At 64.6% G+C, this 14,279-nt stretch carries 8 protein-coding genes; all 8 read right to left on the bottom strand.

Features of this window, described 5'->3' with window-relative positions:
• Window positions 1-126: 126 nt before the first annotated feature.
• A complete protein-coding gene (locus RR51_RS16990; RefSeq protein ID WP_039614187.1) occupies window positions 127-1,614 on the bottom strand; it encodes an efflux transporter outer membrane subunit in 1,488 nt (495 codons plus the stop codon).
• A complete protein-coding gene (locus tag RR51_RS16985; protein WP_039614186.1) occupies window positions 1,611-4,718 on the bottom strand; it encodes an efflux RND transporter permease subunit in 3,108 nt (1,035 codons plus the stop codon). Before RR51_RS16985 ends, RR51_RS16990 begins: the two co-directional genes overlap by 4 nt.
• Window positions 4,715-7,813: an MdtB/MuxB family multidrug efflux RND transporter permease subunit gene (locus RR51_RS16980; protein WP_039614185.1), complete on the bottom strand. Its 3,099-nt coding sequence runs from the start codon at window positions 7,811-7,813 to the stop codon at window positions 4,715-4,717. The genes RR51_RS16985 and RR51_RS16980 overlap by 4 nt, the downstream gene beginning before the upstream one ends.
• Entirely contained in the window at window positions 7,810-9,132 is a 1,323-nt protein-coding gene (locus RR51_RS16975) for an MdtA/MuxA family multidrug efflux RND transporter periplasmic adaptor subunit (protein WP_039614184.1), read from the bottom strand. Before RR51_RS16975 ends, RR51_RS16980 begins: the two co-directional genes overlap by 4 nt.
• 459 nt (window positions 9,133-9,591) lie before the next feature.
• Window positions 9,592-10,092 carry a thiol peroxidase gene (tpx, locus tag RR51_RS16970; RefSeq protein ID WP_039614183.1) on the bottom strand — a complete coding sequence of 167 codons (501 nt, stop codon included), beginning with the start codon at window positions 10,090-10,092 and terminating at the stop codon, window positions 9,592-9,594.
• 165 nt (window positions 10,093-10,257) lie between these two features.
• Window positions 10,258-11,538: a serine/threonine transporter gene (locus RR51_RS16965; protein ID WP_013972981.1), complete on the bottom strand. Its 1,281-nt coding sequence runs from the start codon at window positions 11,536-11,538 to the stop codon at window positions 10,258-10,260.
• 346 nt (window positions 11,539-11,884) lie between these two features.
• Window positions 11,885-13,081, bottom strand: a complete 1,197-nt coding sequence (locus RR51_RS16960) for an amino acid aminotransferase (RefSeq protein ID WP_039614182.1) — start codon at window positions 13,079-13,081, stop codon at window positions 11,885-11,887.
• Between the two features lie 225 nt (window positions 13,082-13,306).
• Window positions 13,307-14,279 (bottom strand): Ldh family oxidoreductase (locus RR51_RS16955; RefSeq protein ID WP_039614181.1); only part of this gene is annotated, 973 nt, incomplete at its 5' end.

Below are 14,279 nucleotides of genomic sequence, written 5' to 3'. Positions count from 1 at the left end.
GCGGCCTTGTGTCGCGAAAGGGCTGCGAAGCAGCCCCAGCAATATCAGCCATTGTGCCGAGAACCTGGGGCCGCTTTGCGGCCCTTTCGCGACACAAGGCCGCTCCCACAAAGCACTGCCAATATTTCAGTCCTGCTCGGCAAACGCCTGTTCCGCATCCCAACCACCACCCAGCGCGGCAACCAGCTGCACGCTTGCCACCAGGCGCCCTTGCAGCAGGTTCAACACACTGCGCTCGTTGCTCAGCGCCGTGGTCTGCACGTTGACCACATCCAGATAGCCGATCAGCCCGGCGCGGTACTGGTTCTCGGTCAGACGCAGCGACTCGCGGGCAGCATCCAGTGCCTCCTGGCGCACCACCGCCTCATCGCCATACACCTTCAACTGCACCAGCAGGTTTTCCACTTCCTTGAAGCCGTCGAGCACGGTCTGGCGGTACTGCGCCACGGTCTGGTCGTACACCGCTACCGTGCGGTCCACCTCGGCACTGCGCTTGCCGGCGTCGAACAAGGTCAGCGCCAGCTGCGGGCCCACCGACCAGTAGCGGTTGGGCAGTTCGATCCAGTTGCTGAAGCTGCTGCTGGAGTAACCGCCACTCATGCTCAGGCTCAGGTCCGGGAAATACGCCGCCCGCGACACGCCGATGTTGGCGTTGGCAGCCATCACGTTGCGCTCGGCCGCAGCGATGTCCGGGCGTCGCTCCAGCAACTGCGAAGGCAAGGCCACCGGAATTTGCGGCAGCGCCGGAATGGATTTGCTGTCGGCCAGGGCGAAGTCCGCCGGGGTCTTGCCCAGCAACACGGCAATGGCGTTCTCGAACTGCGCGCGCTGCCAGACCAGGTCGATCAGGTCGGCCTGGGTGCTCTTGAGCTGGGTACGCGCCTGGGCCACTGCATCAGGGCCGGCGACGCCAGCGCGATACTGGTTTTCGTTCATCCGCAGGGAACGTTCATACGCTGCCACGGTGGCTTCCAACAGGCGTTTCTGCTCGTCGATCACCCGCAACTGCAGGTAGTTCTGCACCAGTTCCGACTGCTGGCTGAGGCGGATCGAGGCCAGGTCGGCCAGACTGGCTTCGGCACTGGCTTCGTTGGCGTTCAGGGTCTCGCGCAGCTTGCCCCACAGGTCGATTTCCCAGCTGACGCCGAGCTGGGCATTGTAGGTGTTGCGAATGCCACTGCTGTTGTTGGACAGGCTCGAGCTGGAGCTGCCGGTACCCTGGGCCGAGCGGGTCTTGCCGACGCTCAGGTCCAGGCTGGGGAACAGCGCCGCCCGGCTGCTGCGCACCAGCGCCTGGGCCTGGCGATACTGGGCCTCCGATTGGGCCACGGTCTGGTTGCTGCGGTTGAGCTCTTCGACCAGTGCATTGAGCCCGGCATCGCCGTAGATTTCCCACCAGGCGCCGCGGGCGATGGCATCGGACGGCGTGGCCTGGGTCCAGCCTTCGGCGTGCTTGAACTGCGCCGTGCTGCTCAGCTCCGGGCGGTGGTAGTCCGGGCTCAGGGTGCAGGCGCTGAGCAAGGCGACGCACAACCCGGCGCCGAGCAGGCGCGAGCCACGCCCACGGGTCAGCGTCTGCAGGGCGCGGTGAAGTGGGGTCTGGGCAAAAGTCATAGCGGGGTTTCCAGGGCGGCGTCGGTGCGCACGCCACGCCAACGGTTGAAACGGTGACGCAGGCGGTCCAGGTACAGGTAGACCACCGGTGTCGTGTAAAGAGTGAGGACCTGGCTGAACACCAGGCCGCCAATGATGGTCAGGCCCAGAGGCTGGCGCATTTCCGCACCTTCGGCGCGGCTCAGCAGCAGCGGCAAGGCACCGAGGATGGCCGCCAGGGTAGTCATCAGGATCGGCCGCAGGCGCAGCAGGCAAGCCCGGCGGATCGACTCTTCCGGTGTCAGGCCTTGGTGGCGCTCCAGCTGCAAGGCCAGGTCGATCATCAGGATGGCGTTCTTCTTCACCACGCCGATCAGCAGGAACAGCCCCAGCAGCGAGATCAGGCTGAACTCGCCGCCGGTGACGTACAGCGCCAGCAAGGCACCGACGCCGGCCGAGGGCAGTGTCGAGAGAATGGTCAGCGGGTGAATGTAGCTTTCGTAGAGGATGCCCAACACCAGGTAGACCAGCACCAGCGCGCCAAGGATCATCAGCGGCTGGCCTTCCTGGGTCTTGGCAAAGGCATCGGCGGTACCGCCGAGCTTGGCGATCACTTCCTCGGGCAAGCCCAGCTTGGCCACCGCACGCTCCAGCGCCGCCATGGCCTGGTCGGGGCTGTAGCCTTCGGCGACGTCGAAGGCGATACTTTCGGCGGCGAACTGGCCTTCGTGGCTGACCCGGTCGTTGGCCAGGCTGTTCTCGTAGTGGGCAATGGTCGACAGCGGTACGCGGGCACCGTCGGCGGTAATCACCTGCACCTGCTCGAGGGTGCTCGGGTCCCAGGCGTACTTCGGGTTGATCTCGAGCACTACCTGGTACTGGTTGAGGCTGTCGTAGATGGTGGAGATCTGCCGCTGGCTGTAGGCGTTGTTCAGCACCGTGGTGACCATGTCCATGTCGATGCCCAGGCGCTTGGCCTGGTCGCGGTCGACCACCAGGGTCACCTGCTGGGTGCCGGCACCGTCGCGGGCGTCGATGGCAGTCAGTTGCGGCAGTGCACGCAGCGCCGCCACCACTTTCGGGAACCATTCGCGCAGGGCCGCCAGGTCTCCGCTCTGCAGGGAGTACAGGTACTGCGAAGAGGTCTGGTCACGGCCACCACCGCCCAGTTGCAGGTCCTGGTCGGCCATCAGGAACAGGCGCCCGCCGGGTACCTTGGGCATTTCCTTGCGCAGGCGTTCGATCACCTTCTGGGCGTCGAGCTTGCGCTCGCTGATCGGCTTCAGGCGCACCAGCACAAAGGCATTGTTAGTCCCGCTGTTGCCACCGATGAAGCCGGCAACGCTCTGCACTGCCGGGTCGGCCAGCAAGGCGCGGCGGTAGATTTCCATTTTCGGTTGCATGACGCTGAACGACAGGCCATCGTCGCCACGGATGAAGCCTATCAGCTGGCCGGTATCCTGCTGCGGCATCAGCGTTTTCGGCACCACCACGTACAGGGCGATGTTGATGCCGATGGTGGCCAGCAGGCTGATCAGCGTCAGGCGTTTGTGGCGCAAGGCCCAGCCCAGGCTGCGGTCATAGGCATCGACCATGCGCTGGTGCAAGTGTTCGCTCCAGCGCTGCAGACGTGTCGGCTCGGCCTGGTGCGGTTTGAGCCAGCGGGCGCACAGCATCGGCGTGAGGGTCAGCGACACCACCAGCGACACGATGATCGCCGCCGCCAGGGTGATGGAGAACTCCTGGAACAGGTTGCGCACGATGCCACCCATGAACAGGATGGAGACGAATACCGCCACCAGCGACACGTTCATCGACAGCAAGGTGAAACCCACTTCCTTGGCGCCCAGGAAGGCCGCTTTCATAGGTGGTTGGCCGTCCTCGATGTGCCGGGATATGTTCTCCAGCACCACGATGGCATCGTCCACCACCAGGCCGGTGGCGAGAATCAGCGCCATCAGCGACAGGTTGTTGAGCGAGAAGCCGCACAGGTACATGACCGCAAAGGTGCCCACCAGTGAGACCGGCACCGCCAGGCTGGGGATCAGCGAAGCACGCAGGTTGCCGAGGAACAGGTAGACCACCAGGATCACCAGCACCACGGCGATCAGCAGGGTGTGCTCGGCTTCCTTGAGGGTTGCCTTGATCACTGGCGAACGGTCCATGGCCACGTTCAGTTGCACGCTGGCCGGCAGCAGCGACTGCAGGGCCGGCAACTGCGCCTTGATCTGGTCGACCGTTTCAATGATGTTGGCGCCTGTCTGGCGGTTGACCACCAGCAGCACCGCGCTCTGGTCATTGAAGAAGCCGCTGTTGTAGCGGTTCTCGACGCCGTCGGTGATGGTCGCCACGTCGGAAAGGCGCAGGATGGTGCCGTTCTGCTGGCGGATCACCAGCGGCTCGTAGTCCTTGGCGCTTTCCAGCTGGTCATTGGCGCGCACCTGCCAGTTGCGCTCGGCGTCCTCGACAAAGCCCATCGGCCGGCGCTGGTTGGCGTTGGACACGGCAGTACGTACTTCATCCAGCGACAGGCCGTACTGGTTGAGCAATTGCGGCTCGACGGCAATGCGCACCGCCGGCAGCGAACTGCCGCCGATCTGCACCTCCCCTACCCCGGGCACCTGGGCCAGGCTCTGCGACAGGATGGTGTCGGCCAGGTCGTACAGCTGGCCCTTCTGCAGCACGTCCGAAGTCAGCGACAGCACCATGATCGGTGCCTGCGACGGGTTGATCTTCTTGTAGGTGGGCATGCTGCGCATACCGCTGGGCAGCAGGTTGCGGGTGGCGTTGATCGCCGCCTGCACCTCGCGCGCCGCACCGTCGATGTCGCGGCCCATCTCGAAGCCGATGATCACCCGTGTGGAGCCCTGGTTGGAGCTGCTGGTCAGGGTGGTCACGCCGGCAATGCTGCCCAGCTTGCGCTCCAGCGGCGTGGCCACGGTGGACGCCATCACTTCCGGGCTGGCGCCTGACAGGTTGGCCGACACCACGATTACCGGGAAGTCCATCTGTGGCAGCGGTGCCACCGGCAGCAGGCCGAAGCTGACCCCGCCCAGCAGCATGATCGCCAGGCTCAACAGCATCGTCGCAACTGGGCGACGGATGAAAGGACCGGACAGGTTCATGCCTCGGCCTGCTTCACGTCAGTGGCCGGGCGCCAGCGGCGGGCCAGGCGGTCGAAGTACAGGTAGATGACCGGGGTGGTGAACAGCGTCAGCACCTGGCTGACCAGCAACCCGCCGACCATCACCAGGCCCAGCGGCTGGCGCAGCTCGGCACCGGAACCGGTGGCGAGCATCAGCGGCACGGCGCCGAACAGCGCGGCCAGGGTAGTCATCAGGATCGGCCGGAAGCGCAGCAGCGCCGCCTGGTAGATGGCATCGCGCGGGCTCATGCCCTGCTGGCGCTCGGCCTCGAGGGCGAAGTCGATCATCATGATCGCGTTCTTCTTGACGATGCCGATCAGCAGGATGATGCCGATGATGGCGATCATGCCCAGGTCGTTGCCGCTGATGAGCAAGGCCAGCAAGGCGCCGACCGCTGCCGACGGCAGGGTCGAAAGAATGGTCACCGGGTGGATGTAGCTCTCGTACAGCACGCCCAGCACGATGTACATGGTCACCACCGCCGCCAGGATCAACAGCAAGGTGCTCGACAGCGATGCCTGGAAAGCCTCCGCCGCGCCCTGGAAGCGGGTCTGCACGCCCAGCGGCATGCCGATGTCCTTCTGCACCTGCTCGATCACCTGCACCGCCTTGCCCAGCGAAGCGCCGTGGGCCAGGTTGAACGACAAGGTCACCGCCGGGAACTGGCCAATGTGGGAAATGGCCAGCTGGGCCTGGCGCTGCTCGATGCGCGCCAGCGCCGACAGGCGCACCTGGCCGCCATCGGTGGCCTTGACGTGGATCGACTCCAGCGCCTGCGGGCCGATCACCGCCGCATCCTGCGACTGCAGCACCACGCGGTACTGGCTGGCCTGGGTGTAGATGGTCGAAATCTGACGCTGGCCGAAGGCGTCATACAGGGCGTTGGTGATTTGCGACACGCTGATGCCCAGGCGGCCGGCCATGTCGCGGTCGATCACCAGGTACACCTGCAGGCCCTTGTCCTGCAGGTCGCTGGCCACGTCGGCCAGTTCCGGGCGCTGCTGCAGCGCCTGCACCAGCTTGCCGCTCCACTGCGCCAGCAGGTCGGCGTCGGGCGACGAGAGGCTGAACTGGTACTGGGTCCGGCTGACCCGGTCCTCGATGCTCAGGTCCTGCACCGGCTGCATGAACAGGCGGATGCCCACCAGCCGATCGACTTGCGGCTGCAGTCGGTTGATTACCTCGCTGGCAGTGACATCACGCTCGCCATGGGGTTTGAGGTTGATCAGCAGGCGGCCGCTGTTGAGCGTGGCGTTGTCGCCATCGACACCAATGTAGGACGACAGGCTCTGCACCGCCGGGTCCTGCAGGATCACCTTGCTCAGCGCCTGCTGGCGTTCGCTCATGGCGGCGAACGAGGTGGACTGCGGCGCTTCGGAAATGCCCTGGATCACCCCGGTGTCCTGTACCGGGAAGAAGCCCTTAGGCACCACCATGTACAGGAATACGGTGAGCGCCAGGCTGGCCACGGCCACCAGCAGCGTCAGCGGCTGGCGCTTGAGCACCCACTGCAGGGCGCTGCCGTAGTGCCTGATCAGCCAGTCGATCCAGGCGCCACTGGCGCGGTAGAACCGGCCCTGTTCCTCTTCCTTGGGCTCGCGCTTGAGCAGGCGCGCGCACATCATCGGCGTGAGGGTTAGCGATACCACCAGGGAAATCAGGATGGCCACCGCCAGGGTGATGGCGAACTCGCGGAACAGGCGGCCGACCACATCTGCCATGAACAGCAGCGGGATCAGTACCGCGATCAGCGAGAAGGTCAGCGAGATCAGGGTGAAGCCGATTTGCCGGGCGCCCTTGAGCGCCGCCTGCATGGGCGTCTCGCCCTCCTCGATGTGCCGGGAGATGTTCTCCAGCATGACGATGGCGTCGTCGACCACGAAACCGGTGGCGATGGTCAGGGCCATCAGGGTCAGGTTGTTGACCGAGAAACCGGCCAGGTACATCACGCCGAAGGTGCCGATCAGCGACAACGGCACGGCGATCGACGGGATGAGCGTGGCGCTGAAACGGCGCAGGAAGACGAACGTGACCATTACCACCAGGGCGATGGCGATCAGCAGTTCGTGCTGCACGTCCTTGACCGCGGCGCGGATGGTCTGGGTGCGGTCGGTGAGCACCGACACATCGAGGCCGGCCGGCAGGTTGTCGGTGATCGACGGCAGCAAGGCCTTGATGCGGTCGACCACTTCGATGACGTTGGCGCCCGGCTGGCGCTGGATGTTCAGCAGCACGGCGTGGTTTTCGTTGGCCCAGGCAGCCAGGCGCTCGTTTTCGGCGCCGTCGACGATTTCTGCAACATCCTTCAGACGCAGAGGCGCGCCATTGTTGTAGGCCAGGATCAGGTTGGCGTATTCCTCAGGGGAACGCAGCTGGTCGTTGGCGTCGAGCATCGACACCCGGGTCGGGCCGTCGAAGTTGCCCTTGGGCTGATTGACGTTGGAAGCGCCGATCAGGGTGCGTACGTCCTCCAGGTTCAGGCCGTTGGCTGCCAGGGCATCGACGTTGACCTTGATCCGCACCGCCTGGCGCTGGCCACCGGCAATGCTGACCATGCCCACACCGCTGATCTGTGCGAGCTTCTGTGCCACACGGGTATCGACCAGGTCGTTGAGCTTGGGCAGCGGCATGGTCTTGCTGGAGATGGCCAGGGTCAGCACCGGGGTGTCGGCCGGGTTGACCTTGTTGTACACCGGCGGCGCCGGAAGGTCGCTGGGCAGCAGGTTGCTGGCGGCGTTGATCGCGGCCTGCACCTGTTGCTCTGCAACGTCCATGTTCATGTCGAGGTTGAAGCGCAAGGTCAGCACCGAGGCGCCGCCGGAGCTGGTCGAGGCCATCTGCTCCAGGCCTGGCATCTGGCCGAACTGACGTTCGAGCGGCGCGGTAACCGCGCTGGTCATGACCTGCGGACTGGCGCCTGGGTACAGGGTCATGACCCGGATGGTCGGGTAATCCACCTGCGGCAATGCGGAAACCGGCAGCAGCTTGTAGGCGATCAGGCCGGCCAGGACGATGGCCAGCATACTCAGCGTGGTGGCAACCGGCCGCAGAATGAACAGACGCGAGAGGTTCATGCGCCCGCCTTGCCTGCTGCGCTACCAGGCTGTGCTTGACCGGGCTGCACATCGCCAGTGCTTGCCGAACCCTTGGCTTCCTGGCCTTGCAGGTGCTGGCCCGGGGTGGTCGGCACCTGCGAGCTGTCTTCGACAACTTCCACCTTGGTGCCTTCGCGCAGGCGGTCGGTGCCTTCCAGCACCAGGCGGTCGCCGGCCTTGAGGCCCTCGAGAATGACGCTGTTCTCGCCGTCGCTGGCGCCGACCTTGAGCTTGCGGATGTTGACCGTGTTCTGGTCATTGACCACGTAGGCGAAGGAGCCGTCATTGCCGAACTGGATGGCCGCCGCCGGGGCCATGGTCACCTGCTTGAGGGTGTCGGCCAGCAGGCGCACGTTGACGAACTGGTTGGGGAACAGGGCCAGGTCCTTGTTCTCGAAGCGGCCCTTGAACTTGAGGGTGCCGGTGGTGGTGTCGATCTGGTTGTCGATGCTGCCCAGCACGCCGGTGGACTGCAGCTTGCTGTCACTGCGGTCCCAGGCTTCGACCGGCAGGCTGGCGCCGCTGCGGTAGCGCTCCAGCACGGTGCTCAACTCGGTTTCCGGCAGGGTGAAGGCAACACTGATCGGCTCGGTCTGGGTGATCACCACCAGCGCGGTGGTGTCGTTGGCCGCCACCAGGTTGCCCAGGTCGAGCTGGCGCAGGCCTACGCGGCCGTTGATCGGCGCGCGGATCTGGGTGAAATCGAGGTTCAGGCGGGCGTCGTTGACCTGCGCCTGGTTGGTCTTCACCAGCCCCTGGAACTGTGCCACCTGCGCTTCGGCGGTGTCGAGGGTTTGCTTGGCGATGCTGTCTTCGGCGTACAGGCCTTTATAGCGGGCCAGGTCGACCTGGGCGTTCTTCAGTTGCGCCTGGTTCTGCGCCAGGGTGCCCTCGGCCTGCTGCAGGGCAATGCGGTACGGGCGCGGGTCGATTTCGGCGAGCAGGTCGCCGGCCTTGACCTGCTGGCCTTCCTTGAAGTGGATCTTGACCAGCTCGCCAGCCACGCGGCTGCGCACGTTGACGGTGTTGGTCGCGGTGACTGTGCCCAGGGCCTTGTAGTACAGCGGGAAGTCGCCCACCCGCACCGGCTCGACGCGCACCGGCACCGGGTCGCTGGAGCCGCCGAAGCCCGGGCGACCGCCCATCATGCCCATGCCCTTGCCGCCGCGCCCGCCACCGGCTTCTTTATGCGCAGGCGTCGCTGCGGGCCACAGCCACCAGGCCAGTGCAGCCACCAGCAGCAGGATCAGCAGGCCGACGAGCCAGCGACGAGGGGAGCGGGAATTGGACACTTGCATGGGTTGAACGAACCTTGTTCGGAATGACGGCTTGGGGAGAATGAACGATAAGCACTGGCATCGTTTTAGCAAAGCGCCTTTACCAGAGGTTTACCTTTGCCTGACGTTGCCAAGGGGTTGAACTTTAAATGAAAACGGCCCGGAAAGCGTTCCGGGCCGTTTACAGGGTGTTGCCTGGAGCGGTGGCGGGCTGAAAGGTTTCGATTGCCTGTGCCGGCCCCTTCGCGGGTAAACCCGCTCCCACAGGTGCAGTGCACTACCTGTAGGAGCAGCCTTGTGCTGCGAAGGGGCCGGCACGGCAAAAGAGACTCTGTGGCAGTAATGGCCTCTTCGCAGCACAAGGCTGCTCCTACATAGGTACCGCGCAGTCCTGAAGCATTGTGCAGTACCGGTGGGAGCGGGTTTACCCGCGAAGGGGCCGGCACAGGCGATCGACGCCCGCCCTGCCCCACACAACTCTTACTTCAGTACAGCCAGCGCTGCATCGTAGTTCGGCTCATCAGCGATTTCGCCAACCAGCTCGCTGTGCAGCACCTTGTCGTTTTCGTCCAGCACCACCACGGCACGGGCAGCCAGGCCGGCCAGCGGGCCATCGGCGATGGCCACGCCGTAGTTTTCGAGGAACTCGCGGCCACGCAGGGTCGACAGGTTCTTCACGTTGTCCAGGCCTTCGGCGCCGCAGAAGCGTGCCTGGGCGAACGGCAGGTCGGCGGAGATGCACAGCACCACGGTGTTGGCCACATCGTTGGCCTGGGCATTGAACTTGCGCACGGAGGTAGCGCAGGTCGGGGTGTCGACGCTCGGGAAGATGTTCAGCACCTTGCGCTTGCCGGCGTAGTCAGTCAGCGACTTGTCAGCCAGGCCTTCACCTACCAGGGAGAAAGCCGGAGCCTGGGCGCCGGCTTTCGGCAGCTCGCCGTTGACCTGAACCGGGTTGCCTTTGAGAGTCACTTGAGCCATGACGAAATCCTTATGCGGGTTTGAAAAGGACACTGAGTTAAGCATGAAGGCGGCCGGGTGCCTATGGGGGCAGTGAAATTGTTCTATTACCGGACAATTCTTGTGGACAAAAAAAATGCCCGGGTGGCTACAAGCGCCCCGGGCATTACTTTTGCGGATGGCGTATCAGCCCAACAGGCCGTATACCACCGAGGTCAGCGCAACCAGGCCGACGACTACCACGAACACGTTGGAGGCAGCACCGCTGTACTTGCGCATGGATGGCACGCGGCGAATGGCGTACATCGGCATCAGGAACAGCAACACCGCGAGGATGGGGCCACCGAGCGACTCGATCATGCCGAGGATGCTCGGGTTGAGGGTGGCGACAATCCAGCACACCACCAGCATCAGCGCGGCAACCACCCGGTCCAGGGTCTTGGCCGCCGGGCGTGCACCGGCCTTGGTGATGATGCCCTTCAGGCCTTCGCTGGCGCCGATGTAGTGGCCGAGGAACGACTTGGCAATGGCCACGAAGGCGATCAGCGGTGCAGCGAACGCGATGGTCGGGTTGCTGAAGTGGTTGGCCAGGTACGACAGGATCGACAGGTTCTGCGCCTTGGCCTCGGCCAGCTGGGCGCTGCTCAGGGTGAGCACGCAGCTGAACACGAAGAACAGCACCATCACCACCATCAGCAGGTGGGCACGGCGCAGGATCTGGCCGCTACGCTCATCGGCATGCTCGCCGTAGCGGCGCTTCTGGTCGACGGCAAAGGCGGAGATGATCGGCGAGTGGTTGAACGAGAACACCATCACCGGAATCGCCAGCCACAGGGTGTGCAGGAAGGCCGAAGCTGGCGGTACCTGGGTGGCGCTGTCGAGAATGCCACCGGTCCAGTGCGGCACCAGGTACAGGCCCAGCAATGCCAGGGCGACGATGAACGGGTAGACCAGCAGGCTCATGACCTTGACCGTGGCCTGCTCCCCGCAGCGCACGATGGCCAGCAGGCCGAGGATCAGCACGAACGACAGGATGGCCCGTGGCGGCGGCTGCATGTGCAGCTGGTGCTCCATGAAGCTGGACACGGTATTGGTCAGCGCCACGCTATAGATAAGCAGGATCGGGAAGATCGCGAAGAAGTACAGCACGGTGATCGAGGCGCCGGCGGTAATGCCGAAGTGCTCCTTGACCACTTCGGTGATATCGCCGTCATTGCGCCCGGAAAGGACGAAACGGGTCAGCCCGCGGTGAGCGAAATAGGTCATCGGGAAGGCCAGCATGGCCAGGATCAGCAACGGCCAGAAGCCGCCAAGGCCGGCGTTGATCGGCAGGAACAGGGTTCCGGCGCCGATCGCTGTGCCGAACAGGCCCAGCATCCAGGTGGTGTCGTGACGCGACCAGCTGCCGAGGGTGGCGGGGGTCGATTCTGCAAAGCGTTGTTCAACGCTTGGGGCCTGCTCATTCATTCCGGGTGAAGCTCCACTCGCAAGACTGCAACAGGCTGAGAATGGCGAAATAGACGTTTCGCCCAACTCAACCGAAAAAGGGAGCGCGATTGTGCACGGAAAGGTTGCACTTGCGAAGCCCTTTTCCGAGGAGCGGTTGCACTTGTCTTTACAAGCGGGTTGTGCCCGTGGACTGCAGGAGGGATTTGACAGATGTAGGAGCGGCCTTGTGTCGCGAAAGGGGCGCGCAGCGCCCCCAACGTTTGCAGCTTCGCCGCGAATATTGCCGGGGCCGCTTTGCGGCCCTTTCGCGACACAAGGCCGCTCCTACAAAGGCCGCGCCCCACAGAAGCGGCCTGGTACGGTGTTACTTCTGGACGGCGGCGAAGGCTTCGGCAACCCGTTGCAGGTTGGCCGGGCGCAGGCCGGACATGCATACGCGGCCGCTGTCGATCAGGTACACGCCGAACTCGTCACGCAGGCGGCGCACCTGCTCGACGCTGAAGCCGGTGTAGCTGAACATGCCGCGCTGGCGCAGGAAGAACTGGAAGTCCTGGCCTGGCAGCAGCACAGCCAGGGCATCGACCAGCGCCTGGCGCATGTCGAGGATACGTTTGCGCATCACTTCGACTTCCTCGGCCCACTGGGCATTGAGGGCGGCATCGCCGAGCACGCCAGCAACCAGCTGGGCGCCGAAGTTGGGCGGGCTGGAGTAGTTGCGGCGCACGGTAGCCTTCAGCTGGCCGAGCACGCTCTGGGCAGTGGCTTCATCGTCGCAGACCACCGACAGGCCGCCGACACGCTCGCCGTACAGCGAGAAGATCTTCGAGAACGAGTTGCTGACCAGGCACGGCACGCCGGCGCGGGCCATTTCGCGGATGGCGTAGGCGTCTTCCACCAGGCCTTCGGCGAAGCCCTGGTAGGCGATGTCGAGGAACGGGATCAGTTGGCGTGCCTTGACCACTTCAACCACCTGTTGCCACTGGTGCTGTTCCAGGTCGGCGCCGGTGGGGTTGTGGCAGCACGGGTGCAGCAGCACCACGCTGTTGGCCGGCAGGGTCTGCAGGGTGGTCAGCATGCCTTCGAAGTCCACGCCACGGGTGGCCTGGTCGAAGTACGGGTAGGTGTGCACCTTGAAGCCGGCGCCTTCGAAGATGGCGCGGTGGTTGTCCCAGGTCGGGTTGCTGACCCAGACTTCGGACTGCGGGAAGTAGCGCTTGAGGAAGTCGGCGCCGACTTTGAGTGCGCCGGAACCGCCTACGGTCTGCACGGTGGCCACACGCCCGCCGGTAACAGCCGGGTGATCGGCACCGAATAGCAGCGCCTGGATCGCCTGGCGGTAGCTGGCCAGGCCTTCCATCGGCAGGTACAGAGAGGCTTCGTGGTCCTGGCCGGCGATGCGTTTCTCCACCGCATCCACAGCCGCCAGTTGCGGCACCACGCCGGCCTCATCGTAGTACAGGCCGATACTCAGGTTGACCTTGTCGGCGCGCGGGTCGGCCTTGAAGGTTTCCATCAACGAGAGGATCGGGTCGCCGGCATAGGCATCGACATGTTTGAACACAGCGTGCAGCTCCTTGGATCAGGACAGTTCGAAAAGGCAGCCCTGAGCATACCCGGAGTGCGGGCTCAGGAACATCAACTATTGTGCAAGGTTGTCTATGCAACATTGCATGGCTGAGGATTGGTGCTGGATTCTTCGCGGGTAAACCCGCTCCCACAGGTCATGCACAATTTTCGAATCCTGTGATAACCCTGTGGGAGCGGGTTTACCCGCGAAGAGGCCGGGTCAGCCAAGCAATTCTTTCAGGCCTTGCAACTCCTGCTCGGTCACCGCCACCCCCTCCTCCTCGGCCACCTCGCGCTCGCGGTAACGCCGCTCGCCCGGCATGCGCGTCAGCCCTACCGCCTGCATCTGCTCGACCAGCTCGCGGCTGCGCTGGGCAAAACGTTCGCCCTCGGCCTTGTTCGGGTCGATGACAATGATCAACTGCCCGGTCCACGGCGTCTTCGCCCCCGGGTGCCCCGACCAGTCGAACTCCCAGGAAAAATGCCCGCCGGTCAGCGCCGCCGCCAGCAACTCGACCATCATCGACAAGGCCGAGCCCTTGTGCCCGCCAAATGGCAGCAAGGCGCCGCCTTCCAGAATCGCCTTGGGGTCGGTGGTCGGCTCGCCATTGGCATCCACACCCATGCCCTGCGGCAATTGCTGGCCAGCACGCGCGGCAATCTGCACGTCGCCATGGGCCATGGCGCTGGTGGCCATGTCGAAGACGATCGGGTCATGTTCGGCGCAAGGTGCGGCAAAGGCGATGGGGTTGGTGCCGAATAGCGGCTTGCGGGCGCCGTGCGGCACCACACAGGTCATGCTATTGACCACGCTCAGGGCTACCAGGCCTTCGTCTGCGAAAGGCTCCACATCCGGCCACAGCGCGGCGAAGTGGTGCGAGTTGTGGATCGCCAGCACGGCAATGCCCGCGTTGCGTGCCTTCGCCACGAGAAGTTCACGGGCCGCCGCCAGCGCCGGCTGGGCGAAGCCGCCTGCGGCATCGACGCGAACATAACCGGGCGCCACGTCGCTGACCTTCGGCGTGGCCTGGCCATTGACCCAGCCACTGGCCAATGTCGAAACATAGCCGGGCATGCGGAACACCCCATGGCTATGGGCACCATCGCGCTGGGCGCTGGCGCAGTTGTGGGCCAGCACCCGGGCCACGCTTTCGCTGCAGCCATGGCGCTGGAAAATGCTCTGCAACAGGCCC

This window comes from Pseudomonas sp. C5pp, assembly GCF_000814065.1.
Classification (GTDB): domain Bacteria; phylum Pseudomonadota; class Gammaproteobacteria; order Pseudomonadales; family Pseudomonadaceae; genus Aquipseudomonas; species Aquipseudomonas asiatica.
This window is presented reverse-complemented; position numbering and strand designations above follow the sequence as displayed.

Coding starts and splice junctions, on each gene's coding strand:
- RR51_RS16990 (WP_039614187.1), bottom strand. CDS start 1,614: ATGACTTTTGCCCAGACCCCACTTCACCGCGCCCTGCAGACGCTGACC.
- RR51_RS16980 (WP_039614185.1), bottom strand. CDS start 7,813: ATGAACCTCTCGCGTCTGTTCATTCTGCGGCCGGTTGCCACCACGCTG.
- RR51_RS16975 (WP_039614184.1), bottom strand. CDS start 9,132: ATGCAAGTGTCCAATTCCCGCTCCCCTCGTCGCTGGCTCGTCGGCCTG.
- RR51_RS16965 (WP_013972981.1), bottom strand. CDS start 11,538: ATGAATGAGCAGGCCCCAAGCGTTGAACAACGCTTTGCAGAATCGACC.
- RR51_RS16985 (WP_039614186.1), bottom strand. CDS start 4,718: ATGAACCTGTCCGGTCCTTTCATCCGTCGCCCAGTTGCGACGATGCTG.
- tpx (WP_039614183.1), bottom strand. CDS start 10,092: ATGGCTCAAGTGACTCTCAAAGGCAACCCGGTTCAGGTCAACGGCGAG.